The sequence below is a fragment of the Paenibacillus ferrarius genome (assembly GCF_002027705.1).
Lineage (GTDB): Bacteria > Bacillota > Bacilli > Paenibacillales > NBRC-103111 > Paenibacillus_E > Paenibacillus_E ferrarius.
Genome location: NZ_MBTG01000015.1, coordinates 158,925 through 185,538, shown reverse-complemented (window position 1 = coordinate 185,538; position 26,614 = coordinate 158,925). Strand labels below are relative to the sequence as shown.

The following is a 26,614-nucleotide window of genomic DNA, read 5'->3' as shown; positions in this document are numbered from 1 at the left end:
ATCCTCACACAAGTTAGTCGTAGCGCAACTCCACATCATCCTCTCGTAAGCTAGTCGTTCCGCAGCTCCACATCACCCTCCCGCAAGCTAGTCGTTCGCACTCCACATCACCCTCCCGCAAGGTAGTAGCTCCACAACACCCTCCCGCAAGGTAGTCGTTCCACAACTCCACATCATCCTCCCGCAAGCAAGTCGTTCCACAACTCCACATCATCCTCCCGCAAGCAAGTCGTTCCACAACTCCACATCACCCTCCCGCAAACTAGTCGTTCCGTAGCTCCACATCACCCTCCCGCAAGTTAGTCGTGCCGGAACTCCACATCATCCTCCCGTAAGGTAGTCGTGCCGCAACTCCACATCACCCTCCCGCAAGCAAGTCGTTCGCACTCCACATCATCCTCCCGCAAGCAAGTCGTACCGCAACTCCACATCACCCTCCCGCAAGCTAGTCGTTCCGTAGCTCCACATCATCCTCCCGCAAGCAAGTCGTTCCACAACTCCACATCATCCTCTCGTAAGTAAGTCGTTCCACAACTCCACATCACCCTCCCGCAAACTAGTCGTACCGCAACTCCACATCATCCTCTCGTAAGGTAGTCGTGCCGCAGCTCCACATCATCCTCTCGTAAGCTAGTCGTTCGCACTCCACATCACCCTCTTAATCACTATTTCTGGCCTGAGCCCGCCTCATTCACCGAGTAAGCCATTATTTTCTGCTGGCCGGCGACAAGAGAAAGGATGCCTTCCATGGCAAGATGTTTAAGCCAATTGGCTGCGATGCGAATACTTACGTTGCACTCTGCCGCGACATCCAATAGATGGATTGTCCCGTTGCGACGCTCGGCTAGTTGGAGGACAAGCTGCTTCCGCAGCTCCCACAAGTCTGAGTGGAAGTTGGCAGAGGTAGAGCCAAGCGGCTTCTGTACGTTTGAATGCTTCTTCATGTGCAGTGGAATGACATTGCTTCCATGAACAAAAGGAGGCATCTGCTGCATGAATAATCTTCGTTTTTGTTCTAACACGGTGGAATTAGTCTCTTGCATTTTTCTTAGCCAATTTCTAGGTTTCCTGTGAATAACAATCGCCTCCTTTTGATAAAAAACAAAAAAAGCACACCGAACCGCAGAATCATTCTGCTGGCTCGAGTGTGCTTCACTCAATTAACAATTACATTAATTTACAGTATAGAGGGCTCATTTCAAATATGCAACTATTTTTTAACAAAGGTTTACTTTCTTTGATATTGCAAAGAACCCGCCTCGCTAATACCCGCTTTTTTATCAAAGTTTACGTTTGCCCGGTCCGTCCGTCGATTGGGTATCAGGCCACTCCTCTTGTGAGCGGCGGGTGCGGTAAAAGTACCAGCTATCATTCAGTAATCGGATTTGTCTGCGGTTTTTGTTCTGGAAGGCCCGCATTAATTGATTACAGAGCCATTGCGGCATATGCCCATCCCCTTCCTTGCCATGTACTTCTAGCATATGAAGGTTCAATCCGCCCGGTGCAGGTCCTTTAGATTTGCTTTACTTTTTTGCTTTTTAAATTTAAATTCCTCTCTCGAAAGATTAAGGTAACTTTTACCAAGGAAATGATTGACATGCAAAAATTTCGTGTATACAATGGAGTCAAGTTAATATTTGTGACGGAGAATAGGAGACTCACATTGGTTGCTCATCGAATTTGGTGCTGCAATTAGGGTGAGTTTTTATTTTTCCAGCAGTATTTGTAAGCGCTTTAAAAATTTAAATAATGGAGGTACTACCATGGCAAACAAAGGCTTTTTTGCAAAACCGATTTCTATTTTGCTTTCTTTGCTTCTTATTTTGATCAGTTGTTTTGTAGGTTCATCCGTTCAAACAGATGGCGGGAATGTCAAAATTTCAGATATTCGTTTTGCTGGTGATAATGGGAATATTCTGAGTGCGCTTCTCTATAAACCAGCAAAGATTGATCCCAAAAAGCCGCTGCCAGCTGTACTGACCATGCATGGTTATATTAATTCTCGTGAGGTGCAGGATGCATTCAATATTGAGTTCGCACGCAGAGGTTATGTTGTTCTATCGATGGATATGGAAGGTCATGGCTACTCAGAGCAATCGGCTCTTGACCCGACACAGCGTGGCTCGTTGGCAGCATTAAGCTATTTAAGGAACCTTGCGTTCGTTGATAAAACGAAAATCGCACTCGAAGGTCATTCAATGGGAGGCTGGTCTTTATTATCCGCAGCTGGCGCTAAGCCGGAATGGGTACATACGGTCATTCAAGAGGGATCTTCCCCAGAAACGTTTGGAACGCCCAAGGTGTTGGCGGATACACCGTTCAACTATGCGATAGTGTTCAGTAAATATGATGAGTTCGCGCCTCTCATGTGGGAAGTTCCAAAAGGCCCGATGATCGTGAATACGGATAAGCTGAAAAATGCGTTTGGAACGAAAGAAGCTGTTATTCCCGACAAGCTGTACGGCTCTTTTGAAAATAAAAGCGCCCGGATTCTTTATCAGCCTCCCGTTATTCATCCAGGTGATCATTGGTCCAAAGAAGCGGTGGGCAACGCGATAGATTTCTTGCAAAAAGCGATTCCTGCGCCTACGCCGAAGGATCCATCCAACCAAGTATGGAAGACGAAAGAGTATGCTACTTTCGCTGCTTTAATTGGTGCGTTTATGCTGCTCATTTCAGTGGCCGGCAACATGCTTCGTACGAATTATTTCCGGGCGATTGCTGGACCTGTACCAGCTTTCAAAGGGATGACGTCCAAAGCGAGTTGGATCATTGGAGGACTTATTGCAACAGCCATTCCGGCGGCAACCTTCTTTCAGTTCCAAACTTGGGGAAGCAAGTGGCTCCCAGCAGGCAGCTTTTGGCCGCAGTCGCTGACGAACGGGTTCGTGATTTGGGTGTTGTTTAATGCGGTAATCGCAGTGGTGTTATTTGCGGCTTGGCATTTGTTCTCTAACCGGAAGCAAGGCGCGGAGATGGTTCATTATGGGGTTTCTTTTTCCGTGAAGGGCTACGCTATGAACCTGAGAGCTCTTGGCAAGTCCGGGCTGCTGGCTCTCTATTCAGTTGGAATTGTGTACGGAGTTACGCTAGTTATCGATGCAGCCTTTCATTTGGATTTCCGCATTTGGGTTATGGCGCTTAAGCCGATGAACTGGGAGCAATTCGTGATTATGCTAAAGTATATCATACCGTTCCTGATCTATTTCTTGGCGAATGGTCTTGTTCTACACGGTCAGCTGCGTATGAAGGAGAGTACGTCCGAAGCCAAAACCGCTTGGAAATGGTTCTTTGGAAGCGCAGCTATCAACACGATTGGTATTATTTCACTTATTCTTATTCATTACATCCCGCTGTTCACAAATGGAGTGATCTACTGGCCTGCCCAAGCACTCTTAGGCATAGTGGCTTTTCAATTCGTTCCGGTGAACGTAATCGTATCCCTAATTTCCACTTATTTCTTCCGAAAAACGGGAACCATTTATGCGGGAGCTATCGCTAATACGCTCTTGATTACTTGGTATATCGTGGCAGGGCAGGCCGTGCAATATGTAGGTGCTCCAGTTTCGAACGCAGGCTCTATTAGCATCGTGATCTTGAGTACAGTCGTGCTTGCAGCATTCTTGCTTCTTAAATCGAAAGCGGTTGGAAGCAAGGTAATCTCCATGAAAGGTTAAAACAAAAGCAGCCTACTGGGTTCAGTAGGCTGCTTTTACTTTAACTTTCCGATTCCTCTTCATACCACTGCTCCAGTTGAGCTTGCAGCGCACGGATTTCGGTCAATAAAGAGATTAGCGGGTACGATTTCTCCTGGATACCTGCGAAGGTTTGTTCCAAACCATTAATGTAATCAAGTCCTGGAATTAAGGTGTGAGCAGCGCCAACCAACTCCAAATCATCGCATTCTGCAATCACACGTGGAAGTTGAGGGACATGGTCAGCGGTTAATTTGTCTAATTCTTTGTGTAATCTTTGATTAAGGGCAGTCAATTGATAAGCGTAAGAAGAGGGCATTTCGACGAATTGCAATTGCTGTTCGAGCTTGAGAATGACATATCGCATTTGTGGCATAGGGTTGTTCCAATCCTTTCTGTGGCTAGCTGACGATCTTCTTTTCTACTTGACAGTATAGCGGTACATACGGTACAAATTCAAGTGAGAACTTGTCAAAGGAGTGCACAGACATGGAGGATCAGGAACTGCAGCAATGGATCGAGCAGATCTCTCTGGCATCGTTTGGAAGGCCGTTTGTCCACAAGGCGCGGTTTAATCGGAGACTGCGGTCAACGGGAGGGCGCTATTTCACCAAATCCCATGATATCGAAATCAGTTGGATGCAGTGGGAAACATTTGGTCGAGATGAAATTGAGAAAATTATTAAGCATGAACTTTGTCATTATCATTTACACATACTGAAGCGAGGCTATCAGCACAAGGATCATGATTTCAAAACCTTGCTGGCGCAGGTCGGAGGCACGCGCTTCTGTCGTTCACTGCCGCGTTCCCCGCAGAAGCAAGCTTTTAAATACAGGCTGGAGTGCGTCAACTGTAAAACGGAATATTTTCGCAAACGCAAGATGGATGTCCGGAAATACGCCTGCGGCAACTGCAAAGGGAAGTTGAAATCGTATACACTTGACTTACAGCCGCCTTCATAATAAAATAATACTTGTTCCATATTCCCTGATAGCTCAGTTGGTAGAGCACTCGACTGTTAATCGAGTTGTCACAGGTTCGAGTCCTGTTCGGGGAGCCATATTTCAAGGAGAGATACCCAAGTGGCTATAAGGGGACCCTCTGCTAAGGGGTTAGACTGCGTAAGCGGTGCGAGGGTTCGAATCCCTCTCTCTCCGTCCTATAGTTAGCTAATGATAAGCTCAATGGCATTCATGCCGTTGGGCTTATTTTTATTAGACAAATACATGCATTTCTAACACTTGTTTAACATCTATCAAACGATTTTCTTTTATAGTAAACATTACATCATATAAGGGGGATCTACTTTGGCTAAATTATTATCCATTCGAGTACGTCTGATTTTATTAGTGTTAGTTCCTTCCATTCTTTATTTAGGTACGAGTATTTATCTACTCCAGCAAAGCAAATCCCATACGGAAGTATTGGCTTCCTCTTTGTATGAGACAACGGATAAGAGCACATCCCTTATCTTGAATGCCGATCGTGATATGTATCAAGCATTAACGGCTTATCAATTATTAGTTTCAGGTACATTAAATGCGGAAGACAGAACCAAACAGCTCAAAGTTCTAGCGGAAAATATTGAGCAAACGAATACAAGGGTTGGCCAAGCTCATGATATTTTGAAAGCGAAGGGTTTGCTTCAAGTCGCTCACACGGAGACCAAAGCAACGATTGATCAGAACGTGGATGGCTTTCATACATATTTTGACCAGTGGGTGAAAGAGGCCAATGCCGTTGTCCAATCGGGAGCTGCTGGCAAAGGGGTCATTAACGATGCCAAGCTGACAGCTACGTTCGAAAAAGGCCGTGAAGGTATGAATCAAATCGGCGAGATTTTAGATGATTACGCCAAGACAAGTATCGAAGAAATCCAGTCCCAAATTACAAAAACGGAACAAGCTGTCTATATCTCGATTGCACTGCTTATCCTTGTGCTCACCATTTCGGGTGGGATTGTGATTAATACGATTATGAGAACGGTTAAAGCCATCATGCTGGTAACCAGTCAAGTTGCCGCGGGAGATCTTCGCCATGAGGCTAAGACCAAATATGCCAAGGATGAGCTTGGGAAAATTACGGAGTCGGTCGACACGATGGTTTTGAAAATAAAAGGGTTGATTGGTACGATTGCTCACAACACACAGTTCGTTCAGGACGCCTCTGTTGAGCTTTCGGATAGCTCCAAGGAATCTGCGTCGGCTGCTGAGCATGTAGCAACCAACATCCAAGAAATGACGCATGATGTGGAAGTGCAAGCAAGAAGCAGCGAAGAAACGAGCAGAGCTATCGAGGAGATGGCGATTGGGATTCAACGGGTTGCTGAGAATTCAAGCGTGATGGCGGATCATTCCTCGCTCACTTCTACGCATGCCACTCTGGGCAATGACTTGCTTAACAAGCTTCAACAGCAAATTGCGAATATGGTTGCATCCGTGGAGCAGCTTTCCCAAACGGTGCTTTCCTTAACGCGTAAGTCCGATCAAATCGGGCTAATTGCCTCGAGCATTACGACGTTCGCGAATCAAACGAATCTGTTGTCGCTGAATGCTTCTATTGAGGCGGCCAGAGCAGGTGAGCATGGCAAAGGATTCAATGTTGTAGCCAATGAAATTCGCAAATTGGCAGCACAGTCGATTGAATCGGCAGATGGCATTAATCAGCTCATTCATGAGACAAGAGTCGAGATCACTAGTGTCTCTGAGTCTATGAACGCGACGAAGCAAGAAGCGATATCGGGTTCAACGATGATGCAGGAAGTAAACCAAAGCTTCCATACCATCATGGCTTCTGTCACGCAGATTGTGACTCAAATTCATGAAACATCCGCAATTACGGAGCAAATGTCGGCGAGCTCTGAGGAGATTTCGGCTACGATGGATCAATCGGCTTCCAGTACAACCCAGATTCTTACGAAATCCCAAAACGTTGCCGCGGCAACGGAACAACAGTTAGCGATGATGCAGAATATCGCTGCTGCCTCCGAGCAGCTTCGCTCCGTCGTGAATACGCTGAACGAGTCTGTTTCTTATTTCAAAATCGCATAGGAGCTCATATCAAAAAGGCACATGCTGGGTTAAAGCAGCAGTGCCTTTCGTTCGTTAGAACCAACGCTTGCGCTTAAAGAAGTACCACATGCATACACCAATGAGGATCATCAGAATCCACACGTACAAGTATCCGTTGTCCCATTGCAGCTCGGGGATGTCTTTGAAATTCATGCCATATAATCCAACGATAAAGGTTAGTGGGAGAAAAATCGTGCTAAAGATCGTTAATGTCTTCATAATCTCATTCATCCGGTCAGACTTCATGCTCATTTGGAGCTCCAGAAGTCCAGTTAGCGATTCCCGAAAGATGTCCAAAGAATCCACGACGCGAGAAATATGGTCCATAATATCTAAGAAGTACACATTGTCATCTTCTCGCGTATAGGGGAAAGAATGATGGGCGATAGCTGACAGCGTAATTCTTTCCTCCGCGATAACGCGACGCAGCTGATGCATGGATCTTTTGAGCTGGAATATATCTTGTGCGATTCGGATGCTTGGATTGAGATACACAGCCTGTTCCATATGGTCCAAACGTTCATCAAAATGGTCAACAACGGCCGAATAATCATCGACACAGCGATCAAGAATCGCATGGAGAATGGACCCAGGATGACTTAATCGTTCCTCGAGCTCTTGGCAGGTTTGATAAAGCTGATCCAGAAATGGGAGAGCGCCCTTGTAGACGGTTATTACGAAGTTAGCTCCGATGACGATCCCAATTTCGCGGGGCTCCAGCTCCTCGGAAACGGCGAAGAAGGTAAGGAAAATATGGTCTTTATAGGTATCCATCTTCGGTCTTTGATTAAGTTTAATCGCGTCCTCGATCAGCAGAGGATGGCATTTATAGAGGTCCCCAAGGACATGTTTGATTTCGTCAGGCGAAGAATTCTCCATACGTATCCAAGCGACTTCATCTTTCTTGGGGACGCGTACGGCTTCCTCACGGACCGTGCCATGAGTAGATTCATAAATGAGCATGAAGGACAAGCACCTCGCGTAGATGGAATGGTCTCAGCATACCATAAGTGGCTTATGATGTTCCAGATTTTGTGCTTGTCAACTTAGGAAGAATCCATTATAATAACAATTGTCGTCAAAATGGGCTGCATTAGCTTCATGACAATCGTGGCCCGTTGGTCAAGTGGTTAAGACACCTCCCTTTCACGGAGGTAACAGGGGTTCGAGTCCCCTACGGGTCATTTTCTTCATACCTCGCGGTCGTGGTGGAACGGCAGACACACCATCTTGAGGGGGTGGCGCTCACAAGGCGTGAGGGTTCAAATCCCTCCGACCGCATCCCAGTTTTAAAACGCTGAAACCCTTGTCTATCAGGGGTTTTTCGCTTTTTTAGGCTTTTGTACTTAACTTTGCAAAGGGTTAAAAGAGATCAATTCCAGCCAAATGGTCAAGAATTGTTCAAAAATATTTTTTTAACGATCTGATCTCTTCCTCAGAAAGCCCCGTTATATCTGCTACAGTAGCTACATCGTCACCACGGGCAAGAAGTCGCTGTGCTGTTTGCAACTTTTCTTGGATGATACCTTCTTCTATACCCTTGGCGATACCTGCAGCGAGTCCCTCTGCCTTAGCTCCTTCGACTCTGGACGCTTCATCACGCAGAAATTTTAGTCGTGCTTCGTATTCCATTCGAGTTTGAGCATCTTGACTGAGAAACTCTAACGTAGTCATTGCTTTTTTCAGCATTGGTTCATTCACCGTTAACGCCTCCCATTGGTTTGGATTCACGCCTCTTAAAAACAGTAACCAGTTCACCAACCCGCCGCCTACTGTAACCGCATGTTCCTCCAGCTTCGGTAATTCCATCACATGTATTTCGATATCGTCAATAAACGGAAGTCCTGTATGATCTTCACGAAGATGAAAAACGTTATGATACCGATCATTCGGTAGACACGAATAGTTTAAAATATTGATGGTCACACATTTTTTTAGATCACTATAGTTGACGCCTTCCTTAATTTGATGGTAATACATATTGCTCCAATAGAACAGACTTCGCTTTTCCATATTATACGGATTAAACAACTGCATCTCGATGTTAATGAGCTTACCTTCACTCGTCTTCGCCTTGATGTCGAGGATGGATTGTTTTTCGTGGGGAGCATCTTTATCGGTATATGTATTCATCAAAATGATTTCGGTTAGTGGTTGTTCGCCAGATTCTACGAAGGTACTATTAAGAAATGCTAGCAACACGTCTTTGTTGCTTTCGCTTCCAAATATCCTTTTAAAAATAAAATCATTACGAGGATCAAGTAATTCCATCGTCATCATCTCCTATCTTATACAAAAATTATATCATGCATTCTGTTGCTTTTGTAACAGGCATTCATGCCTATACCTCAAAGGTGAAAAAGACCAATTCTCATTGAATAGTCCACTCTGGTTTTATATTTTATCTGAAAACATTTTTGTATATATGACTACAATTTCTTTGCTGATAGGAGGCGTCTTATTGACGATAAGAAATCAAGTTATGTTCAAAGATATTATTTCCAAGAAATTAAGATTAGGCGAAAGTGTTTTTATTATTCTCTGTATTTAAATTATTGGACGTATCTATAAGGAAAAAAATACTTAATATTGAAACTCAATATATTTTTTGAAAATAAGTAACTGTCAAGACTACCGCGTGTGCATCGTGGGTAGTCATTTTTATTTTTACAATGTCACACTATAAAAGGAATATATTTCTATTTATACAGGCACTCTCCTAATAACGTTTGTGTATTATGCATTGAGACTTTAAAACTCAGGAGGTTTTAGCCAAATGTATTACACATACCCGCAATATTATCTCGTAACACCGGCATGCGACTACCGACAGCCCATCTTCCATCCACCTGTAGGACCGCAGCAGTTCCCAGTAGGACCACAACATTATGCTGGCCTGCCACATTTCCTTCAAGGAGCCAAAAAGGTAACGCCGCCAAGCTATCCCCCGCAATCAATAGTTGCCAACCATAATTATTTGAAATCACTGACGCTTCAACAAGCGCATCAGATTATTGCAGATAAAAAAGCTGGTAAACCAATATACTTGCCTGGCAGCCAAATCTATAGAGAGGAGGAGCGTGTAGGTGCAACTGAACTAATACCTTGTTTCGGTAAATGGGCTAACATTGATCTGGTCGTGCCTTTTGGTATGACGCCTCCCCTATTCGCAATCTTTTTTGTCCAACAAGTTCATACAAATTATGCGAATGGTTTTATAACCATCGATGGTGTGAACTTTTTTGAAATAAATCTGCCACTAGGATTAATTGACACTGTAATTTTTTGTTAGGACAATAAAGCGCCCAGGCATTATGCTCGGATGCGCTTCTTGTGAAAACAGAACAAGGAGCTGCCAGTAGATCTATCTACGTTGAGACAGCTCTTTTTCTATTGCGTGAATGTCGAAAAATGCCGATGAATCCAATATAATGGAAGTATCAAAGATGAGTGAGGCAGAGCAATGGATGAATTATGGTTAAAAGGCGCTAAATTTCTGATCATAGATGATCAGGAATTCAATATTAGCTTGCTGGAGCGGATTCTTCGCCACGCAGGTTTTGCTAATCTAGTAAGTACGATGGAGCCCAAGCAATTGGAAGCTCTTTATCAGGAACATCAACCGGATATTATATTGCTAGATTTACATATGCCAGAGATGGACGGATATAAAGCCTTGGAAGTTTTAAAAGGACTGAAACGGGAAGGCGATTATTTGCCGGTTCTCATTCTGACGGCGGATGTTACGCAGGAAGCGAAGAAAAGAGTTCTTCATGAGGGCGCCAATGATTTCATTACCAAGCCTTTTGACAGAACGGAAGTTGTGCTGCGTATCCAAAATTTATTAAGAACGAGATATTATCATCTCCAGCTGCAGGATCAAAATCAACATTTGGAAAAAAGAGTAAAAGAACGCACCAAAGAGCTTAAGCAAGCCAAGTTTGAAATTCTCCAAGTACTGGGGCGTACCTCGGAATACCGCGACGATGCAACGGGTCAGCATACACAGCGAGTTGCGCAATTAGCAGGACAAATTGCTTCTGTTCTTGAATTATCTGAGCATGAAGTTGAACTTATTGAGCGTGCCACCCCTTTTCATGATATCGGGAAGATTGGCATCCCGGATGATATTTTATTGAAGCCAGGCAGGTTTACACCAGATGAGTTTGAACAAATGAAAATGCACACCAAGATCGGAGCCAATATCCTGGAAGGGAGCTTATTCCCGGTTCTGAATTTAGCGAGAACAATCGCTTTAACTCACCATGAGAAGTGGGATGGTACAGGATATCCGAACGGTTTAAGCGGAGAAGAGATTCCTTTGGCTGGCAGGATCGTGGCCATTGCGGACTTTTTTGATGCGTTAACACATGTACGTCCTTATAAGCGAGCTTGGACTCGAGAAGAAGCATTGGATGAAATTAGGAAGCAGAGCGGGAGTCATTTCGATCCTCGCGTTGTTGATGCTTTCATGGGTGTTGTGCAAATGAACGATAAACAATAAGCGGAGATAGGAAGGTGTTCCTGCATGAAAGGTATGGTTTTTACGGCTTTTCTTGAAATGGTAGAGAGTAAATTTTCTTTGAAAATCGCGGATGACATTATTGAAGCATCTGCGCTGCCATCAGGCGGCAGCTACACAACGGTGGGTACGTATGACCACAATGAAATTATCAAGCTTGTCATCGAGCTAAGCGGGCGTACGAACATACCTGTGGCCGACTTGGTACGAACTTTTGGTGAATATTTATTTAGTCAACTGCTGGATATGCATCCCTATTTTATGGAGCAAAATAGCTCAGTCTTTGAGTTTTTGCAAAAGGTTGATAGTTATATTCATGTTGAGGTGCGCAAGCTGTATCCAGATGCAGAATTGCCAGCTTTTCAGTATGACGCCTCTATCCCAGGCACATTAGTGATGACCTATCAATCTTCAAGACCGTTCGCAGATCTGGCAGAAGGCCTGATTATCGGATGCATTGCCCATTATGGAGAAAAGATCAACATTCAGAGAGAAAATTTGTCAGATGGAAGCTCTGCCCGTTTTGTATTAACACAAGCGGGGTCAGATTTATGATGGAGGATATCGAAGTTCTTCGTAGACAGCTGGAACGCGAGAGAAAAGCACGCAAAGCAGCTGAACAAATAGCTGAGCAGAAGACACGCGATATCTATTATGTGAATCAAGAACTTCGCCAGTTGAACGATCAACTGGAGGAATTGGTGAAAGAGCGGACGATAGAGCTATCCAGAGCTCGTGATGAAGCCGTTGAAGCCAATCAAATCAAAAGCCAATTTCTGGCCAATATGAGCCATGAGCTTCGTACTCCGCTCAATGCGATCATCGGTTACAGTGAGATGCTGAAGGAAGAAGCTGACGAGCTGGGCGAGCAAAGCTTTTCGGATGACCTTGATAAAATTAACACGGCAGGCAGGCATCTTCTTGCGCTTATTAACGATATTTTGGATCTGTCTAAAATTGAAGCAGGCAAGCTTGAGCTCTATCTGGAGATGTGTGACATTCCTACAATGTTTCATGATGTTGTGACAACCGTACACCCTTTGATAGAGACAAACAAGAATCGTGTGGAAGTTGACTACCCTGAAGGCACGATGAAGACGGACCTTACCAAGCTTAGACAGATCTTGTACAATGTGCTCAGCAATGCGGGCAAGTTCACCAAAGAGGGGACAATCTGGTTTTCTGCTGCTTATGTGATGGAAAACGAGGTGCCTGGGGTTGAATTCCGTGTGAAAGATACAGGAATCGGTATGACAGCTGATCAAATCGGACAACTGTTTCAAGCGTTCAAGCAAGCCGATTCTTCGACTACAAGGAAATATGGCGGAACGGGGCTAGGTCTGGCTATTAGTCAAAGACTGTGCCAAATCATGGGCGGGAAAATCACGGTTAACAGTGAATACGGGGTAGGGACAACGTTCTCCATTTGGCTGCCACTCGTAGATCAGCATCGCTCTGGTGCAAACGCCTCTTTGATGGAAAGTCCGGATGGAAAGTCGAAAGGTTCCAGCACGGTGTTGGTGATTGACGATGATCCAGCTATGCTTCAATTGATGAAGCGTTATCTTAGCAAAGAGGAATGGAAGGTTGCCCTTGCCACAACCGGTCAAGAAGGGATCAGGTTGGCCAAGGAGCTGCATCCCGACGTCATTTCACTTGATGTGTTAATGCCCGGAATGGATGGATGGAACGTATTAGCCATGCTGAAGAACGATCCTGAGCTGGCGAACATTCCCGTTGTTATTATCTCGATGACAGACGATAAGAATCTGGGTTACGCGCTGGGCGCCTCTGAATTTCTGACCAAGCCGATTTATCGCGAGCGCTTGATTTATATTTTGGATAAGTATATATCTGAGCGGCATTCCAATTCGGTTCTGGTTATTGAAGATGATTTGGCGACCAGCCAAATGATGACCAGAATGCTGGAGAAAGAAGGCTATCGCGTTGCTAGAGCAGAGAATGGGCAGCAAGCGTTGGAATGCGTGAGGCAAGCGCTGCCGCAATTGATCTTGCTTGATTTAATGATGCCAACGATGGACGGATTTGAGTTTGTGACCGAATTGCGTAAACGCGAGGAATGGCGCTCCATACCGGTTGTGGTCGTTACCGCCAAAAATATTACGGAAGAGGATCGGTTGCGATTAAACGGATTCGTGAAAAATATTGTGCAAAAAGGGAGCCTTCGACGGGAAGACTTTTTGCAGGAAATTTCTCATTTGATTGCCAGCGCTGCTATTGAGCAGATCGTGAAGCCCCAATCGCATACTTCGGGTCAAGAGGAATCGGGCGATGTATAAAATACTTCTAGTCGAAGATAACGAGATGAATCGTGATATGTTATCGCGCCGTTTATTGCGCAAAGGATATCAAGTGGTTATAGCTGTTGATGGACAGCAAGGCATTGATTCGGCGAAGTCGGAGTGCCCGGATCTCATCTTAATGGATATGAGCCTGCCGGTCTTGGATGGCTGGGGTGCGACCCGCCAACTGAAAGAGCTGCAGGAGACGAAGCATATACCTGTCATTGCTTTAACTGCCCATGCCATGTCCAGCGATCGGGATAAGGCGTTTGAAGTAGGCTGTGATGACTTCGATACGAAGCCGGTTGAGTGGGAGCGGTTATTAGGCAAAATACAGGGGTATTTAAAAGAAATATAAATGCACCTGAAGGGTCAATGATACACGGAACTCTAGACAAGCCCAGTCAATCAGGCTATTATCTTAAAAGATGCTCTGTTGATTAAATTGAGGTGTAGGTATGCCGGGGGTTCATAGTAACCTGAAAGAAATGATGAGAGAAAAAGATCCTAAGCTATCGATTCGTCAGCTGGCCAAAGATATTGACTACCATTTTGATTCGGTTCGAAAGATGTATAAAGACGAGATGGTTCAGTATCCGAGGGACTTGATATGGCGGCTTTGCAAGTATTTTAAGGTGACTCCAGGGCAGCTGATCGTTGTCGATTATGGAGAGGAAGACCATTCCAATTAAAAAGGGAACCCTGCACAATGTGTAGGATTCCTATTTTTTATTTAGGCCGGAACGACGACTGGTTCTTCTGCGTGGGCATGCGAGATTTTCACTAGCATGGCAGTGGCGTCGGACAGCACTTCAATTCCTTCGTGAAAGGAAAGATCAGAAACTAGCAGATGATCGCCAATACCTAGTCCGCTAATATCAACTTCAAAAGCGCTAAGCAGCTTATCAGGCATGCAGCGAACTTGAACTTCGTACAACTCTACTTGAAGAATTCCCCCCTCTTTGACGCCTACAGGCTCACCAGAGAAATGAATGGTAACTTTCGAATCCATGCTTATATTCATATTCAGTTGATAGAAATCGACGTGAACTATCTTGTTGGAAAGGGGATCTCTTTGAACATTTTGAATGAGAACAGGCTTGTTGCCGTTTTGTGGAATAGCCGCATGAAGAATAGCGCGGGGATTCCGTTTCAAGGTGGAAAGGATGTCCTTTTCGCTTACCGTAACCGAGATACTGCCAACGTCAGTACCATAAACAACGGCTGGAACCTGACCCTGTTTTCTCAATACATTCATTTGCGACTTGCTTAGTTGGTCCCGTTCGCTTAACTGGATAGAATTGCTCATCATTGTGTTGCCTCCTAATCGAATGGGGAAAGATCATGCTTGTTTGCTGTCTTACATACAAATAAAAGACCGATTAACCATATCATGTTTAATCAGCCGAGGGAATGACCATATTTTCTTGTCATATGTTAATTTTATCACAAGTTTCACGCTTGTCAAACGGCATGCACGTTTATCGAGCCCGCATTGACAAGAAAATGGGGTCGTGCTAAGGTTTAAGCAGCAGATAGGAGCGGAATGGCAAGAGCTAGGGAAGTTAACTGGATAGCGATTTACGTAGGAAATAAAGTGATCTTTATTTCTTTTTTTCGTACTCATTTGTAATAATTTATAAAAAATAGGAGGAATTTCAATGACTTTAAAATCCATTAAACGCAATATCGCTTTTTTGGGAACAAGCTTGCCGAGAGAGTGTGGGTTAGCTACATTTTCACAGGATTTGATGAACGAAATTGAACGGATTCATGATTTTAATTCACCCCGTATGATTGCGGTTAACAATAACAAGTCGTATGTGTATGGCAACCAGGTAATGGGACAAATCAGCCAGCATCAACGAGCAGATTACAGCAAGACAGCACTGGATTTGAATCGTTCTGACATCGATTTGCTTGTCATTCAGCACGAGTTTGGGATTTATGGCGGGGAAAGCGGCGAGTATGTGCTGGATCTGGCTGAGAAATTAAAGATTCCATTCGTTGTCATTTTCCACACGGTTCTATCGGAACCTAGTGATAAACAGCGCTTGATCATGAAGCGGCTTGCCGAGCTAAGCTTTAGAGTGATTACGATGGTGCAAAATAAAGTGCAGGATTTGCAGGACGTCTATGGCATCGAAAACGTGAAGATCACGATGTTTCATCATGGTGTTCCTTTCGTGGAGACGGCCTCAAGAGATGAACTGAAAGACCGGTATGGGTATAGGAACAGACAGATTCTATCGACTTTCGGATTTTTGAGCCCGGGCAAAGGGATTGAATACGCTATTGAAGCGATGAGAGGAGTTGTCGCAAAACATCCTGAAGCACTATATATCATTTGGGGCAAAACGCATCCAGTCGTGCAGCAGGAAGTTGGAGAAGTCTATAGAGAGAAGCTGATGGATTTAGTGTCGAAGCTTGGACTCGAGGCGCATGTGACTTTTGTAGATAAGCTTTTGACACAGGAGGAAGTTGTTGAATCCCTGGTCTTATCCGATATCTATATGACTCCTTATCTGGGCAAGGATCAAGCTGTAAGCGGAACGCTAGCCTATGGTATCGGTTATGGCAGAGTTATTATCTCCACCCCCTACCGCTATGCGGTGGAAATGTTGGCAGACGGCCGCGGACTGCTGGGCAATTTCTATGATTCAGCCTCGCTCGAGCAGCACATCGTGAATGTTCTGGACCATCCGGATTTGCAGCTGGAGATGGAGAACAGAACACAAGCGCTTGGAAGTACGATGATGTGGAGTGAAGTTGCCAAGTCTTATGCAGCGCTGTTTCGTGATACAATCGCGAGCCGGATTGTGATCAAAGGGAGTGCGGTTTGATGGGGAAGCTGGCGGTCAAGCCGTTCACAGCGGATTATTTGCATCGCTTAACGGATGATACGGGCATCTTTCAGCATACGAAATTTGGCATCCCTGATCGTTCCAAGGGGTACACGTCCGACGACAACGCGAGGGCTCTGATCGCTGCCGTTATGCTGTTCAAGAACAGTCAGGATAACAAGACGCTAAATCTAATTTCGATTTATTCGTCCTTTCTTTATCATGCGCAAAATGAGGATGGCAGCTTTCGGAATTTCATGGATTATCAGCGTGTATTTATTGAGCAGGTAGGCTCGGAGGATTGTCTGGGGCGTTGTCTATGGGCGCTCGGATTTACCCTGTCGGAAGCATCTGTACCGGATAATATTCAAAATACTTGCCGATATATGATCAATCAGGCACTCTCGCATGTGAAGAGCTTAACGTCTCCGCGGGCCATGGCCTATGCGATGATTGGCTTGACGTATATGCTCGAAACGCCGCAAGCTTTAACCTATAAGTTTCCTTATCCAGGCATGGAGCAAGAAGATCCCGCGTTTCTTCCGCAAGCGCAAATAGCTTCCTTAGTGGAGGAGCTGGCAATGCGGCTGCATACCCAGTATCAAGCGAATAAAGGCGATGGCTGGCTGTGGTTTGAGGACAGTATAACCTATGGCAATGCGATGCTGCCTTGGGCGCTTTTCAAGGCCTCGCAGCTTACATCGCTGTTGCAGCACACGGAGCAATTTCGATTAACAGCCAAGGAAAGCTTGGATTATTTGGCTTCCATCACCTTCGCTCAGGAAGGTTATTTCAAGCCGATTGGAAGTCATGGCTGGCTGACGAGAGGTCAAGATGCAGCTAGATTTGACGAGCAGCCAATCGAGGCATGCGAGATGCTGCTAGCTTGTATGGAAGCTTACAAGGTATTAAGAGAGCCCACTTATTACGCCAAAGCGTCGCTTTGCTATGACTGGTTCCACGGACGCAACTCACGTCAAGAATCATTGATTGATGCTCAGACGGGGGCCTGCTTCGATGGCATTCATGCCTCCGGCTTGAATCTCAACCAAGGCTCTGAAAATATCGTCTCCTACTGTATGGCTAAGCTGGTGATGCAGCATGAATAAATTCGCAACGATACTTGCCGGCGGCGGGGGAACCCGCTTCTGGCCGCTTTCCAGGCAGGAGCTGCCCAAGCAGCTGCTGAATATCAGCGGCAATGATATTATGCTCAATGATACGATTCAGCGGTTCAATGGGGTGATCCCTATGGAGAATACGATCGTAGTTACGAATCGATCCCAAGCTGTTTTGCTGGAAAGCATCATGCACACGAGTGTCCAACCCGGCAATATTTTGGCGGAGCCTGTGGCCAAAAATACAGCGGCAAGCATTCTTCTCGCTGCCTTATTTATTGAAAAGCATCATGGCGATTCCCTTATGGTCGTTTTTCCTTCCGATCATCACATTACCGAAGAAGATAAATTCAAGAAGACGCTGGATCATGCCTGCCAAATTGCGATAGAAACCGGTAAGCTCGTGACGATCGGAATCAAACCTACGTTTCCGTCAACAGGCTATGGCTATATTTCTTGTCATAATGAAGCCTTCATGAGCAAGCCATGCAGCGTGTATGAGGTTGCTGAATTCGTAGAAAAGCCAAATTTTGTGAAGGCACAGTCCTATCTTAGTTCAGGTCACTATTTGTGGAACAGCGGGATGTTCATTTGGAAAACGTCCAGCATTCTCGATAATTTCAAGCGATTTTTGCCGAGACTCTACAAAACGATGCTGCCATTGATGGCCTATATGGGCACAAGCAAGGAAGTAGAAATGATTAACGACATTTATCCTTCACTGCAAAACATTTCAATTGATTACGGCATCTTGGAGCGCTGCGACGAGGTAGTTGTAATTGAAGGGGATTTTGGCTGGAACGATATCGGAAGTTGGGATGCGCTCGGGGCTATCTTTCCTCCGGATGAACACGGGAATATTGTGAAAGCGAACTACGTTGGGATTGAAACGCGAAATTCCATTATTTACGGGGAAGATAGATTAATTACCACGCTTGGTATTGATGGTTTGATTATTGCAGATACCAAGGACGCGCTGCTCATCTGTTCGAAGGAGAAGGCGCAGGATGTCAAGGAAATCGTTGCCATGTTGAAAGAAAAAGGCATGCTGGAATACACCTGAGAGAGGCTGAATGTCACCTATGATGAAATTGGAATGGCAAACGAAGACATGCAAAGAACTACTGCTGGACTATCAGCCTGCTCAGCACAAAGGCCGCAAACTTCATTTTGCTGGAGTCGGCGATCGGGATGTCTACAATATTACGGCTCCTTTCATGAATGAAGGGGAACTCTATATCGCAGGCCGGGTCGAGTCTCGGGATTCAGAGGAATCCGAAATTATCTTCTTTACATGCCGAGATGAGGTCTGGACACCTAAGCTGGATCTGCCCAAATACCAGCTGCAAGACCCATTCATTACCCAGATTAATGGCGAATGGATATTCGGTGGCGTCGAGCTGTATTTCGACTCGGTGACGAAAAGAGCGATCATCGGTTGGAAAACGGTGCTTTACCGAGGGAAGAACCTGCATGAACTCAAACACGCCGCTTCGGGTCCGTGGAACATGAAAGATATCCGGCTGACGGCATTATCGGATGGACGGATTGGCGTATTTTCGAGGCCGTTCGGCATCGAAGGCACACGAGCTGTCATTGGATTCAGCATCCTCGATTCTTTCGATGACTTGTCGGAAACAGCCATTATCAAGGCGCCCTTGTTCCGCGATCAATTTCTGAAGGACGAATGGGGCGGAGCCAATGAAATCCATTTGCTCAAAAATGGATATCTTGGCGTGCTGGGCCATATATCGTATACGGATGAAGAAGGACGGCTGCATTATCATGCCATGTCCTTCGTCCTTAATCCTTGGACGAGGGAGAAGTCGCCGGTCAAAATCATTGCAACCCGCAGCGATTTCCCGGATGGACCTGCGAAGCGGGCAGATCTTGCCGATGTGATCTTCAGCGGAGGTTTGGTCCGGAAGGCATGCAGTCTGGCGGATTTATATGTCGGTGCCAGCGATACCGAAGCACATTATATGGAAATTGCCGATCCTTTTACGGAGTATGAGCAGTTGGCTTGATGCAAGCGCTAGGCGGAAGAGGTTGTCCCTCGAGCAGATAAATCTACTTGGGAGCAGCCTCTTTTTGTGATTTGCTCGAAAAAAGGCTGCACCTGAGGTACTTCAACCTTCTGGTGCAGCCTCTAAGAGGATGGTTTAACAAGTAAAGGCATCAATAAAGCGCAAATCAATTCCGAAATACATCCAAGTGAAGCCGTTCCAACGGAAGCCGCCGATGGATGTGGAGCCCACGAATACCGGGAAGTACCAGAAGGACTGGCCGTTGCCCAGCCATACGTACGTAAAGCGGAACAAGCAACGAGCGATGCCGCGTGGATCTACCGCGAAGGCAGCCCCAGAGGCATTAAACGGTTTCTGCGGTGTGTAGGAAGGCGGGGGCGAGGTAGGCGCTTGCTGTTGTCCGCCTCCTTCCGGTGATCCTGGAACGGGTCCCGGTCCGGGGAAGCCTGGTCCTGGAAAACCACCGCCAGGGAAACCGGGTTGCCCAGGGAATCCAGGCTGTCCCGGAAATCCTCCTGGCTGCCCAGGGAACCCAGGCATCATCCCTCCGCCAGGGAAGCCTCCGCCGCCTAAGCCGGGCATCATACCGCCTAAGCCACGCGGATCGTAAGTGGGAACCCAGGCATAGTATGGAGGTACGGGATAGCCGTATGGATAAGGGGCTGCTTGTGGATAAGGTGGACGATTGGATTCTTCCGTCTCAGGCTCCGATACGATTTGCGTCTCCAAATCTAAGTTGCGCAGCGTTTGTTTCTTTTTTGAAGTCATAGTCTGTAAGTTCCTCCTTGAGTAAAAGCGAAATTGTCAATACTTACTCTATGCAGAAGGATAGACGAATGTCACGGTTTGGGATTGAGGACTTTCAAGGAATAAACAGATCAATAGACCTATGTGATAGACTGATTTGTGGGTATATAGGCTCTTTATCCTATTTCATGTATTTAAATACGGGAGATCTATCCCATAGATGGAAAGTAAATTGTCGTATATAATTGAAAAAGGTTATATTTTGAAGTAATTGGAGCGAGCTTCCATGAGAGAACTATTGGGTAAGAAGTTGAAGTACGATGTCACTACAAGTCATGGACTAGTCTTACTACCAAGTCAATCCGTTCTCTATCAGGAGCATTTGGATTTATTCCAACAGCATCGTATTGACCTAATGGACATCTTGACTACTGAGGATGAGCAAGAAAGTGAATCTGGATTTTCCCTTGATTCTTCAGAACTCCTTGTCCAAAAGGCATCTCAATATGCCAAAGATTTATTTGAGCGTATTCAATCGCAAAAGAAAATTCCCTTGCTGGAAATTAAGAATGAATTGATTCCTATCGTTCAACAAGCGGCTGAAAACCCCGATCTTTTCCAACTGTTTCAGGCGGTTAAAGCCAAAGACGAATATACTCATCAGCATAATATCGGTGTTGGCATATTATCAACGCTCATCGGCAAATGGCTGAATCTGGAAGACACCGAAGTGGCCTTGTTATCCTTGGCGGCTACGATGCATGATGTCGGTAAAATCAAGATCTCAGAAGAAATTCTGATGAAGCCGGGGAAACTGACATCGGATGAGTATGATGAGATGAAGCAGCACACTATCCGAGGCTATAACATGCTGAGAGAAACGGTGGGGATTAACTACAGAGTTGCTCTTGTTGCCTTGCAGCACCATGAGCGAGCGGACGGTACGGGATATCCGCTTGGTCTCAGGGATACGCAAGTGGATCGGATGAGTCGCATTGTCGCGGTTGCCGACGTTTTTCATGCCATGTCATCGAAGCGACCGTATCACGAAATGATGCCCTTCTACGAAGTAGTCAACAGGATGCGCAAAGGTTTTTTCGGAGAATTGGATCCTCATATTGTTTCTGTCTTTCTGACGAATATGATTCAGAATTTGATAGGCAGGAAAGTAATGCTTACTGATGGTCGGTGGGGAGAGGTCATTTATATTAATCCTACGGATGATACAAACCCGCTTGTTAAGATTGATGATATTTTCGTAGATCTTAGTCGAGAACGACATATTCATATAAAGGAAGTTGTTGTATGAACCCAAACATGGTAGAAGATAATCAAATTTTGAATCAATTTTTTACGAGTTATGGATTAACGCAACGTGAATCGGAAATTCTTGGCCTCATTGCTACTCATGGTTATACGAATCGAGAAATTGCAGAGAGCTGCTGTATAAGTGAAAAGACAGTAAAAATTCACTTGGCCAATATTATGAGCAAGATTGGAATTGGTTCCATGCGCCGATTGCTTGCGCTCCTTTTGCAGCAGTCGCTATCCTTCTCCAAACGATCGAATGAACTAAGTAGAATCCCAGCCATAGGTAATTGATAAGGAAGAGAGAAGTCTCCAGAAATGGGGAGTTTCTCTCTTTTTTTTACCCATTTTTGCATGATACAATTTGGAACCTAAATATGAAATATTGTATTGACATGATACAAAAAGTATCTTAAAGTAGAACTAGAACATGATACAAATAGTATCAAGGTTCTGGAGAACTTTAGCGAACAAAGTAAAGTAGACTTCTTTGGAGGGGAATCATGGAGATCAATCTTAAAGAGTATTTAATGATAATAAAAAAGCGCATGTGGCTTATTATTGGGTGTGTGCTGGCAGTAACCATTCTTACAGCGATGTATACCACATCACACTATCAACCTATTTATCAGGCATCGACGAAATTGATCGTCAACAAAACAGTTGAGCAGGATCAATCCGGTAAGGAACAGATCGATTATGGCGCGATTGGTGTTAATCTAGCACTCATGAATACATTTAAGGAAATTATTAGAACCCCAGCTATTATGGATAAAGTCGTTCAACGCTTCCCCGATTTAAATGTTTCCACAGACCAGCTCATCTCGATCGTGAATGTATCAAATCTCAATGAAACACAGGTTATGACCATCAGTGCTCGACATTTTTCGCATGAAAAAGCCGTGAAGATTGCCAACGCTGTTTCGGATGTGTTTCAAACGGAGATTCCCAAAATTATGAAGGTTGATAATGTCACGATTTTGAACAGAGCCAAAAGCCAAGACAATCCCATCCCCATTAACCAAAAGTCGAACCAATATATTATTTTGAGCTTTATCGTTACTTTAGCAGCGATGGTGGGTCTTATCCTTCTGCTAGATGCCCTAGATGATACTTTGAAAACAGACAAAGATATTCGTGAAATTTTTGAATCGCCTACGTTAGCTTACATACCGAAAGCGAAGGAACGAGACAAGGAACTTCGAACGAACCGGAATCCAAAATCTAGAAAAAAAACAGGGGAAACGCCATATGCCAAAACCATCCACTAATTTTCCAATTATGATGAAAGTGAACCCGCATTCCCCGATTTCAGAAGCCTACCGTTCTTTAAGGTTCAATATCGAATGTTCGGCTCTCGGGCAAGAAGCCAAAATTATTACCGTTACTTCTTCAGGCCGAGGCGAAGGCAAAACAACAACAGCGATTAATTTGGCAGTCGCGTATGCCCAGATCGGGAAGAAAGTCATTTTGCTGGATGCAGATTTAAGGAATCCTTCGATCCACTTGGCTTTCAGCCAAGAAAATGATACAGGCTTGACCAACTATTTAGGTAATCAACTGGCATTAAATGAGACCATTCGGGAGTCCTATATCGAAAATTTATCGATACTGACCTCCGGAACGCTTAGGCAGAATCCTTCGGAATTATTGGCTTCCCCTAAGATGGATGTCCTTCTAGCCGAATTAAGAGCGAATTACGACATGGTCATTGTCGATACGCCATCGGTTTTAACGTTAACCGATGCCAAAGTGCTGGCAGCCAAATGCGATGGTGTTTTGCTTGTTGTCGAGTACGGCAAAGTGAAGCGTCAAATGGCCAAGAAGGTGAAAGAAGAGCTGATGCTGGCCAAAGCCAAGCTGATTGGCATTGTTTTGAACGAAATTAAAAACTACCATGTGGATGCTTATCTTTAAGGATATTCAAGAAATCAAAGTAGGGGGAGCGAGTTTATAGCTAATGAGACAAAAAAGACGTAAGCCGCAAAGAAAACCCGTCAAAACCATCTGTATATTGGCACTCAGCTTTGCCGTTCTATCAGGGTGCTCGGATACAGCTCCGTTAAATCCCGATGCCAATTCGGTATACAACGAACAAGGTCAGAAGGCCGTTAAAGTATTTAAAGTCATTAAGCAGAAAATCGGGGATCCTCTCGAACGCAACGCTGAAGTGCTGTCCTCTGCGCAATTCGACGTCATTTCCAAAGTTTCTGGGGATGTGGAACAAATCCTCAAGAAGCGCGGAGAAATGGTACAAGAAGGCGATGTTATCGTCAAGCTCAAATCAGGCGAGTTAACGACCCAGAGAGAAACGGCTGCGCTTACTGTCCAAACGGCTCAAGAAGCTATTGAAAAAGCGAAGGTACGAGCTAAAAAGGAAACGGAAAACCAAAAATCGGATATGAATAACGCAATCCAGAAGAAAGAGCTGGCTATGGCCGGTCTGCTTCGCACTTACAATAAAATGAAGAATGATTACGATATCGGTTTAGTGACCAAAGCCCAATTGTATCAAATGGAAACACAAATGATGGATGCTCGCTTGGATTTGGACCAGCTGAAGCAGAAAGCGACGATGCTCGAACCAATTGACGCAACCTCTGAGCTGGAAACACAGCTCAAAACGGCTCAGATTGCTTTGCAGCAAATAGATCAAACCATCAAAAACCTCGAAATTAAGGCTCAAGTAAGTGGATTGTTGACAGAAATGCCCTTGGAAGCGGGAATGACACTGCAGCCAAGCTCTCCGGTTGGGATCATTCAAAGATTGGATCCGATCAAAATTAAAGCCCAACTGACAGAAGAAGAAACAAGACATTTAAGCGATAAGAAAGAACTGCCTTACTACGTAACGGGTACCAAGCAAATGTTGAAAGGCACGATCAGTTATGTCGCTAAAGTGATTGATCCGCAAACGAAGGCTTACGAAATTAACTTGCAGGTACCTAACAAGGATCTGACCTTGAAGCCTGGCATGAAGCTTATGGTTCAGATGAGCGAGGAAAAAGACCAAATTGTTCTCACTGTTCCTACGTATGCCATTGTGAAAGAAGGCGATGCTGCGTATGTGTACGTACTAGACGGGGATACCGTCGAGAAGCGAAGCGTTCAGCTGGGCAGGCTGAATGAGCCTAATCAAGAAGTGCTTGCTGGCCTTAAAGAAGGCGAGCTCGTCGTGAAAACCAACCCTAATCAGTTGCGAGACAAGGAAAAAGTTCACATGACAGCAGTTGAAGAGCAATAATAAAAATGGAGTGACTTGAATTGAAAATAAACTGGAAACATACAATGGTTGTTTGCGTCTTAACCGCCTCATTGGTCATTCCCTCTGCGTCCTTTCATGTCGCGGCAGATGAGAAATACACACAAACATCCGTAGAGAGCTATTCCTTAACAGATTCGATTCAGGTACAAGTCAAAAGCATTCTGAATGAATCTACGCCGGATGGAACCAGAATTGCTGCAACAGTTCGTATTTACAATAATGGCGACCGTTTGACCGGGGTGCCGGAATACGAGATTCGCGTCAAAGGGCAAGACGGCTTGGAATATATCATGCGGGCTAGTCAAGCCAATGCGAAAAATATTCAGCCTAAGGAAACGGTAGAGCTTAGTTATATGAATGTGGTCGACCGTTACGACACATTTTCGTTGACTGATCTATCTTGGTACGATGTGAACGAATTTGTATACCCCAAGCAGGAGCAGAAGATCCTAACGATTCCGATCTCTGCGATTGAGTGGAAGGGAGAGAAAGCTACCCTGGCCAATCCTGCTGTGACTAAAAAGTGGGAAGATACGTTTACAATTCCTGTGTTGTCCAACACCGTAGAGTTTAAGCCTGTTAGTCTCAACGAACAGAACACGCCGGAAGGCCCGATGGTGATTGTTGGTTTGCTTGTAACCAATAAAGGGGATAAGAAAGCAAAGATCCCGGATTTCCGGATCAATGGCATTTCCGATAAGAAAGTTTACACGGGTAAAAGGTTGGAAAAAGAGCTGCCCGCTTTGGAAGCCAATGAACAGGTATATATTCACTACGCGATTCCAGCTAGGAACCGACTGGAGCTAAGCAGCTTATCCATTCTGACGCCTGAAGATTTCGCAGATGAGAAAGCACATACCGACTTTTTAATTGGACGATTGATGATTACTCTTCCGGGGGCTAAAAACAACCTGAGTTTTGTCAATCAATTGATTCCCTATGAATGGAACAAGCCTATTCGGTTTGACCCGCTTAACAAGCTGATCCGGCCGGAGATCGACGTTTCTATGGTGGATCTTCAGCTGCAAGAAAGTGCGGGAGGCGGCTTTAAAGCAGCGGTTGCTAAGTTTAAGCTGCTTAATCATAGCGATAGCCCGATGCAAGTTCCGCCATTTCAAGCAGCGTTAACCAGCTATAATGGCAATAAATATATGGGAACAAGGCAAAATACGCAGGTCGAGACCCTCATCCCGAATATTAGCTATGTGATTTATTATTCCTTCATCATCCCCAGCTCGGAAACCGGGGAGCAGTTGATCATGGAGATTCTGGATAATAAGAGCGTGGAGCCCTACAATATTTCGTTAGCGGCCTTCAAGACGAAGGTGATGGAAGAAACGTCAGATAAGTCGTTAGCTTTCTACCCTTTTCAAGTCACAATGAATGATTGGTCGCTGGGAGCAAATTACAACATGGGCGGCAGTTTGCCGTACGCCTATAAGCTGAATGTAGACTTTAATATCAAGCTGCAGGATGAAGTCGTCGTGGATCAAAGCTTTTCCAAAATGAGACTTGAGTTGGTCGATACGAAGAACAGAATCATGACTTCCAAGGTTCTCTCTTTTACAGGTGAAAATAAGCTGGTTAGCGGAACACAGACTCTTAATTTTGATTTGGATCGGTTAGAGACGACAGTATCTCTGCGTATGTACGAAATTATTGATACCCCTTTCGGTGAAGTAAGAAGACTTGTCCAAACATGGAAACGATAGGA

26 protein-coding genes and 4 tRNA genes are annotated in these 26,614 nt (G+C 45.0%); 23 read left to right on the top strand and 7 right to left on the bottom strand.

All coding sequences use genetic code 11. The annotated features are described in order from the left end of the window. Nucleotides 1-665 precede the first annotated feature (665 nt). Both BC351_RS18320 and cmpA read right to left on the bottom strand, forming a co-directional pair. Entirely contained in the window at nt 666-1,022 is a 357-nt protein-coding gene (locus tag BC351_RS18320) for a hypothetical protein (protein ID WP_079414184.1), read from the bottom strand. A 258-nt stretch (nt 1,023-1,280) separates the two neighbouring features. After that, complete coding sequence (cmpA, locus tag BC351_RS41630; protein WP_144028447.1) at nt 1,281-1,445, bottom strand: cortex morphogenetic protein CmpA; 165 nt, start codon at nt 1,443-1,445, stop codon at nt 1,281-1,283. A 318-nt stretch (nt 1,446-1,763) separates the two neighbouring features. On the opposite strand from cmpA, the gene BC351_RS18315 reads away from it, so the two are divergent. Further along, on the top strand, nt 1,764-3,677 hold the full coding sequence (locus BC351_RS18315; RefSeq protein ID WP_079414183.1) for an alpha/beta hydrolase family protein: 1,914 nt from the start codon (nt 1,764-1,766) through the stop codon (nt 3,675-3,677). A gap of 40 nt (nt 3,678-3,717) precedes the next feature. Here BC351_RS18315 and BC351_RS18310 read toward each other — a convergent pair whose 3' ends face one another. Beyond that, nucleotides 3,718-4,071: a hydrolase/acyltransferase gene (locus BC351_RS18310; protein ID WP_079414182.1), complete on the bottom strand. Its 354-nt coding sequence runs from the start codon at nt 4,069-4,071 to the stop codon at nt 3,718-3,720. A 113-nt stretch (nt 4,072-4,184) separates the two neighbouring features. On the opposite strand from BC351_RS18310, the gene BC351_RS18305 reads away from it, so the two are divergent. The 4 genes from BC351_RS18305 to BC351_RS18290 all read left to right on the top strand — a co-directional run bounded on the left by BC351_RS18305 (nt 4,185) and on the right by BC351_RS18290 (nt 6,746). Next, nucleotides 4,185-4,658 carry a SprT family protein gene (locus BC351_RS18305; protein WP_079414181.1) on the top strand — a complete coding sequence of 158 codons (474 nt, stop codon included), beginning with the start codon at nt 4,185-4,187 and terminating at the stop codon, nt 4,656-4,658. Nucleotides 4,659-4,680: 22 nt separating this feature from the next. Beyond that, nucleotides 4,681-4,756, top strand: a tRNA-Asn gene (locus tag BC351_RS18300). 8 nt (nt 4,757-4,764) lie between these two features. Continuing rightward, nucleotides 4,765-4,853, top strand: a tRNA-Ser gene (locus tag BC351_RS18295). Nucleotides 4,854-5,003: 150 nt separating this feature from the next. Next, the gene (locus BC351_RS18290; RefSeq protein WP_079414180.1) at nt 5,004-6,746 is read left to right on the top strand and encodes a methyl-accepting chemotaxis protein; all 1,743 of its coding nucleotides are present in this window, start codon (nt 5,004-5,006) and stop codon (nt 6,744-6,746) included. Between the two features lie 54 nt (nt 6,747-6,800). Here BC351_RS18290 and corA read toward each other — a convergent pair whose 3' ends face one another. Continuing rightward, nucleotides 6,801-7,730 carry a magnesium/cobalt transporter CorA gene (corA, locus tag BC351_RS18285; protein WP_079414179.1) on the bottom strand — a complete coding sequence of 310 codons (930 nt, stop codon included), beginning with the start codon at nt 7,728-7,730 and terminating at the stop codon, nt 6,801-6,803. Nucleotides 7,731-7,879: 149 nt separating this feature from the next. Between corA and BC351_RS18280 the strand changes: the two genes are divergently transcribed. Together BC351_RS18280 and BC351_RS18275 are read left to right on the top strand one after the other, a co-directional pair. Then, nucleotides 7,880-7,951 (top strand) — tRNA-Glu (locus BC351_RS18280). Between the two features lie 15 nt (nt 7,952-7,966). Then, nucleotides 7,967-8,048: transfer RNA gene (locus tag BC351_RS18275), tRNA-Leu, on the top strand. Between the two features lie 120 nt (nt 8,049-8,168). Here BC351_RS18275 and BC351_RS18270 read toward each other — a convergent pair. Next, the gene (locus tag BC351_RS18270) at nt 8,169-9,038 is read right to left on the bottom strand and encodes an Rpn family recombination-promoting nuclease/putative transposase (RefSeq protein ID WP_079414178.1); all 870 of its coding nucleotides are present in this window, start codon (nt 9,036-9,038) and stop codon (nt 8,169-8,171) included. A gap of 505 nt (nt 9,039-9,543) precedes the next feature. Between BC351_RS18270 and BC351_RS18265 the strand changes: the two genes are divergently transcribed. The 6 genes from BC351_RS18265 (at nt 9,544) to BC351_RS18240 (ending at nt 14,284) form a co-directional block, all read left to right on the top strand. Then, a complete protein-coding gene (locus BC351_RS18265) occupies nt 9,544-10,059 on the top strand; it encodes a hypothetical protein (protein ID WP_079414177.1) in 516 nt (171 codons plus the stop codon). Between the two features lie 171 nt (nt 10,060-10,230). Further along, entirely contained in the window at nt 10,231-11,271 is a 1,041-nt protein-coding gene (locus tag BC351_RS18260) for an HD-GYP domain-containing protein (RefSeq protein WP_079414176.1), read from the top strand. A gap of 24 nt (nt 11,272-11,295) precedes the next feature. Beyond that, a complete protein-coding gene (locus tag BC351_RS18255) occupies nt 11,296-11,844 on the top strand; it encodes a heme NO-binding domain-containing protein (RefSeq protein ID WP_079414175.1) in 549 nt (182 codons plus the stop codon). Then, on the top strand, nt 11,841-13,589 hold the full coding sequence (locus BC351_RS18250; RefSeq protein WP_158082131.1) for an ATP-binding response regulator: 1,749 nt from the start codon (nt 11,841-11,843) through the stop codon (nt 13,587-13,589). The genes BC351_RS18255 and BC351_RS18250 overlap by 4 nt, the downstream gene beginning before the upstream one ends. Further along, nucleotides 13,582-13,950 (top strand): response regulator, encoded by a 369-nt coding sequence (locus tag BC351_RS18245; RefSeq protein WP_079414173.1) that lies wholly within the window; start codon nt 13,582-13,584, stop codon nt 13,948-13,950. The genes BC351_RS18250 and BC351_RS18245 overlap by 8 nt, the downstream gene beginning before the upstream one ends. Nucleotides 13,951-14,050: 100 nt before the next feature. Beyond that, entirely contained in the window at nt 14,051-14,284 is a 234-nt protein-coding gene (locus BC351_RS18240) for a helix-turn-helix domain-containing protein (RefSeq protein ID WP_079414172.1), read from the top strand. Nucleotides 14,285-14,325: 41 nt separating this feature from the next. Here BC351_RS18240 and BC351_RS18235 read toward each other — a convergent pair whose 3' ends face one another. After that, nucleotides 14,326-14,904, bottom strand: coding sequence for a 50S ribosomal protein L25 (locus tag BC351_RS18235; RefSeq protein WP_079414171.1), 579 nt, complete (start codon nt 14,902-14,904; stop codon nt 14,326-14,328). 349 nt (nt 14,905-15,253) lie between these two features. Between BC351_RS18235 and BC351_RS18230 the strand changes: the two genes are divergently transcribed. From BC351_RS18230 to BC351_RS18215, 4 genes are read left to right on the top strand one after another with little or no spacing between them, the layout of a single operon-like run. Then, nucleotides 15,254-16,435: a glycosyltransferase family 4 protein gene (locus BC351_RS18230; RefSeq protein WP_079414170.1), complete on the top strand. Its 1,182-nt coding sequence runs from the start codon at nt 15,254-15,256 to the stop codon at nt 16,433-16,435. Further along, the gene (locus BC351_RS18225) at nt 16,435-17,544 is read left to right on the top strand and encodes a glycosyltransferase (protein ID WP_079414169.1); all 1,110 of its coding nucleotides are present in this window, start codon (nt 16,435-16,437) and stop codon (nt 17,542-17,544) included. The genes BC351_RS18230 and BC351_RS18225 overlap by 1 nt, the downstream gene beginning before the upstream one ends. Next, entirely contained in the window at nt 17,537-18,616 is a 1,080-nt protein-coding gene (locus BC351_RS18220) for a mannose-1-phosphate guanylyltransferase (protein WP_079414168.1), read from the top strand. The genes BC351_RS18225 and BC351_RS18220 overlap by 8 nt, the downstream gene beginning before the upstream one ends. A 19-nt stretch (nt 18,617-18,635) precedes the next feature. Next, nucleotides 18,636-19,580 carry a DUF1861 family protein gene (locus tag BC351_RS18215; protein ID WP_341866005.1) on the top strand — a complete coding sequence of 315 codons (945 nt, stop codon included), beginning with the start codon at nt 18,636-18,638 and terminating at the stop codon, nt 19,578-19,580. 135 nt (nt 19,581-19,715) lie between these two features. On the opposite strand, the gene BC351_RS18210 is transcribed toward BC351_RS18215, so the two are convergent. Then, entirely contained in the window at nt 19,716-20,348 is a 633-nt protein-coding gene (locus BC351_RS18210; protein WP_079414167.1) for a hypothetical protein, read from the bottom strand. A gap of 265 nt (nt 20,349-20,613) precedes the next feature. Here BC351_RS18210 and BC351_RS18205 point away from each other — a divergent pair, with 265 nt between their 5' ends. The 6 genes from BC351_RS18205 (at nt 20,614) to BC351_RS18180 (ending at nt 26,612) form a co-directional block, all read left to right on the top strand. Continuing rightward, nucleotides 20,614-21,636, top strand: a complete 1,023-nt coding sequence (locus BC351_RS18205; protein WP_079414166.1) for an HD-GYP domain-containing protein — start codon at nt 20,614-20,616, stop codon at nt 21,634-21,636. After that, nucleotides 21,633-21,929, top strand: a complete 297-nt coding sequence (locus BC351_RS18200) for a helix-turn-helix domain-containing protein (protein WP_079414165.1) — start codon at nt 21,633-21,635, stop codon at nt 21,927-21,929. Before BC351_RS18205 ends, BC351_RS18200 begins: the two co-directional genes overlap by 4 nt. A gap of 209 nt (nt 21,930-22,138) precedes the next feature. Then, the gene (locus BC351_RS18195) at nt 22,139-22,906 is read left to right on the top strand and encodes a YveK family protein (RefSeq protein ID WP_079414164.1); all 768 of its coding nucleotides are present in this window, start codon (nt 22,139-22,141) and stop codon (nt 22,904-22,906) included. Next, nucleotides 22,887-23,552 carry a CpsD/CapB family tyrosine-protein kinase gene (locus tag BC351_RS18190; RefSeq protein WP_079414163.1) on the top strand — a complete coding sequence of 222 codons (666 nt, stop codon included), beginning with the start codon at nt 22,887-22,889 and terminating at the stop codon, nt 23,550-23,552. Before BC351_RS18195 ends, BC351_RS18190 begins: the two co-directional genes overlap by 20 nt. 43 nt (nt 23,553-23,595) lie before the next feature. Further along, the gene (locus BC351_RS18185; protein WP_079414162.1) at nt 23,596-24,879 is read left to right on the top strand and encodes an efflux RND transporter periplasmic adaptor subunit; all 1,284 of its coding nucleotides are present in this window, start codon (nt 23,596-23,598) and stop codon (nt 24,877-24,879) included. A 20-nt stretch (nt 24,880-24,899) separates the two neighbouring features. Then, nucleotides 24,900-26,612, top strand: coding sequence for a hypothetical protein (locus BC351_RS18180; protein WP_079414161.1), 1,713 nt, complete (start codon nt 24,900-24,902; stop codon nt 26,610-26,612). Nucleotides 26,613-26,614: the final 2 nt, after the last annotated feature.

Bases quoted from the DNA above. Each gene is read 5' to 3' on its own strand.
- cmpA (WP_144028447.1), bottom strand. From the start codon at position 1,445: ATGCCGCAATGGCTCTGTAATCAATTAATGCGGGCCTTCCAGAACAAA.
- BC351_RS18315 (WP_079414183.1), top strand. From the start codon at position 1,764: ATGGCAAACAAAGGCTTTTTTGCAAAACCGATTTCTATTTTGCTTTCT.
- BC351_RS18310 (WP_079414182.1), bottom strand. From the start codon at position 4,071: ATGCCACAAATGCGATATGTCATTCTCAAGCTCGAACAGCAATTGCAA.
- BC351_RS18305 (WP_079414181.1), top strand. From the start codon at position 4,185: ATGGAGGATCAGGAACTGCAGCAATGGATCGAGCAGATCTCTCTGGCA.
- corA (WP_079414179.1), bottom strand. From the start codon at position 7,730: ATGCTCATTTATGAATCTACTCATGGCACGGTCCGTGAGGAAGCCGTA.
- BC351_RS18270 (WP_079414178.1), bottom strand. From the start codon at position 9,038: ATGGAATTACTTGATCCTCGTAATGATTTTATTTTTAAAAGGATATTT.
- BC351_RS18265 (WP_079414177.1), top strand. From the start codon at position 9,544: ATGTATTACACATACCCGCAATATTATCTCGTAACACCGGCATGCGAC.
- BC351_RS18260 (WP_079414176.1), top strand. From the start codon at position 10,231: ATGGATGAATTATGGTTAAAAGGCGCTAAATTTCTGATCATAGATGAT.
- BC351_RS18255 (WP_079414175.1), top strand. From the start codon at position 11,296: ATGAAAGGTATGGTTTTTACGGCTTTTCTTGAAATGGTAGAGAGTAAA.
- BC351_RS18250 (WP_158082131.1), top strand. From the start codon at position 11,841: ATGATGGAGGATATCGAAGTTCTTCGTAGACAGCTGGAACGCGAGAGA.
- BC351_RS18245 (WP_079414173.1), top strand. From the start codon at position 13,582: ATGTATAAAATACTTCTAGTCGAAGATAACGAGATGAATCGTGATATG.
- BC351_RS18240 (WP_079414172.1), top strand. From the start codon at position 14,051: ATGCCGGGGGTTCATAGTAACCTGAAAGAAATGATGAGAGAAAAAGAT.
- BC351_RS18235 (WP_079414171.1), bottom strand. From the start codon at position 14,904: ATGATGAGCAATTCTATCCAGTTAAGCGAACGGGACCAACTAAGCAAG.
- BC351_RS18230 (WP_079414170.1), top strand. From the start codon at position 15,254: ATGACTTTAAAATCCATTAAACGCAATATCGCTTTTTTGGGAACAAGC.
- BC351_RS18225 (WP_079414169.1), top strand. From the start codon at position 16,435: ATGGGGAAGCTGGCGGTCAAGCCGTTCACAGCGGATTATTTGCATCGC.
- BC351_RS18220 (WP_079414168.1), top strand. From the start codon at position 17,537: ATGAATAAATTCGCAACGATACTTGCCGGCGGCGGGGGAACCCGCTTC.
- BC351_RS18215 (WP_341866005.1), top strand. From the start codon at position 18,636: ATGATGAAATTGGAATGGCAAACGAAGACATGCAAAGAACTACTGCTG.
- BC351_RS18210 (WP_079414167.1), bottom strand. From the start codon at position 20,348: ATGACTTCAAAAAAGAAACAAACGCTGCGCAACTTAGATTTGGAGACG.
- BC351_RS18205 (WP_079414166.1), top strand. From the start codon at position 20,614: ATGAGAGAACTATTGGGTAAGAAGTTGAAGTACGATGTCACTACAAGT.
- BC351_RS18200 (WP_079414165.1), top strand. From the start codon at position 21,633: ATGAACCCAAACATGGTAGAAGATAATCAAATTTTGAATCAATTTTTT.
- BC351_RS18195 (WP_079414164.1), top strand. From the start codon at position 22,139: ATGGAGATCAATCTTAAAGAGTATTTAATGATAATAAAAAAGCGCATG.
- BC351_RS18190 (WP_079414163.1), top strand. From the start codon at position 22,887: ATGCCAAAACCATCCACTAATTTTCCAATTATGATGAAAGTGAACCCG.
- BC351_RS18185 (WP_079414162.1), top strand. From the start codon at position 23,596: ATGAGACAAAAAAGACGTAAGCCGCAAAGAAAACCCGTCAAAACCATC.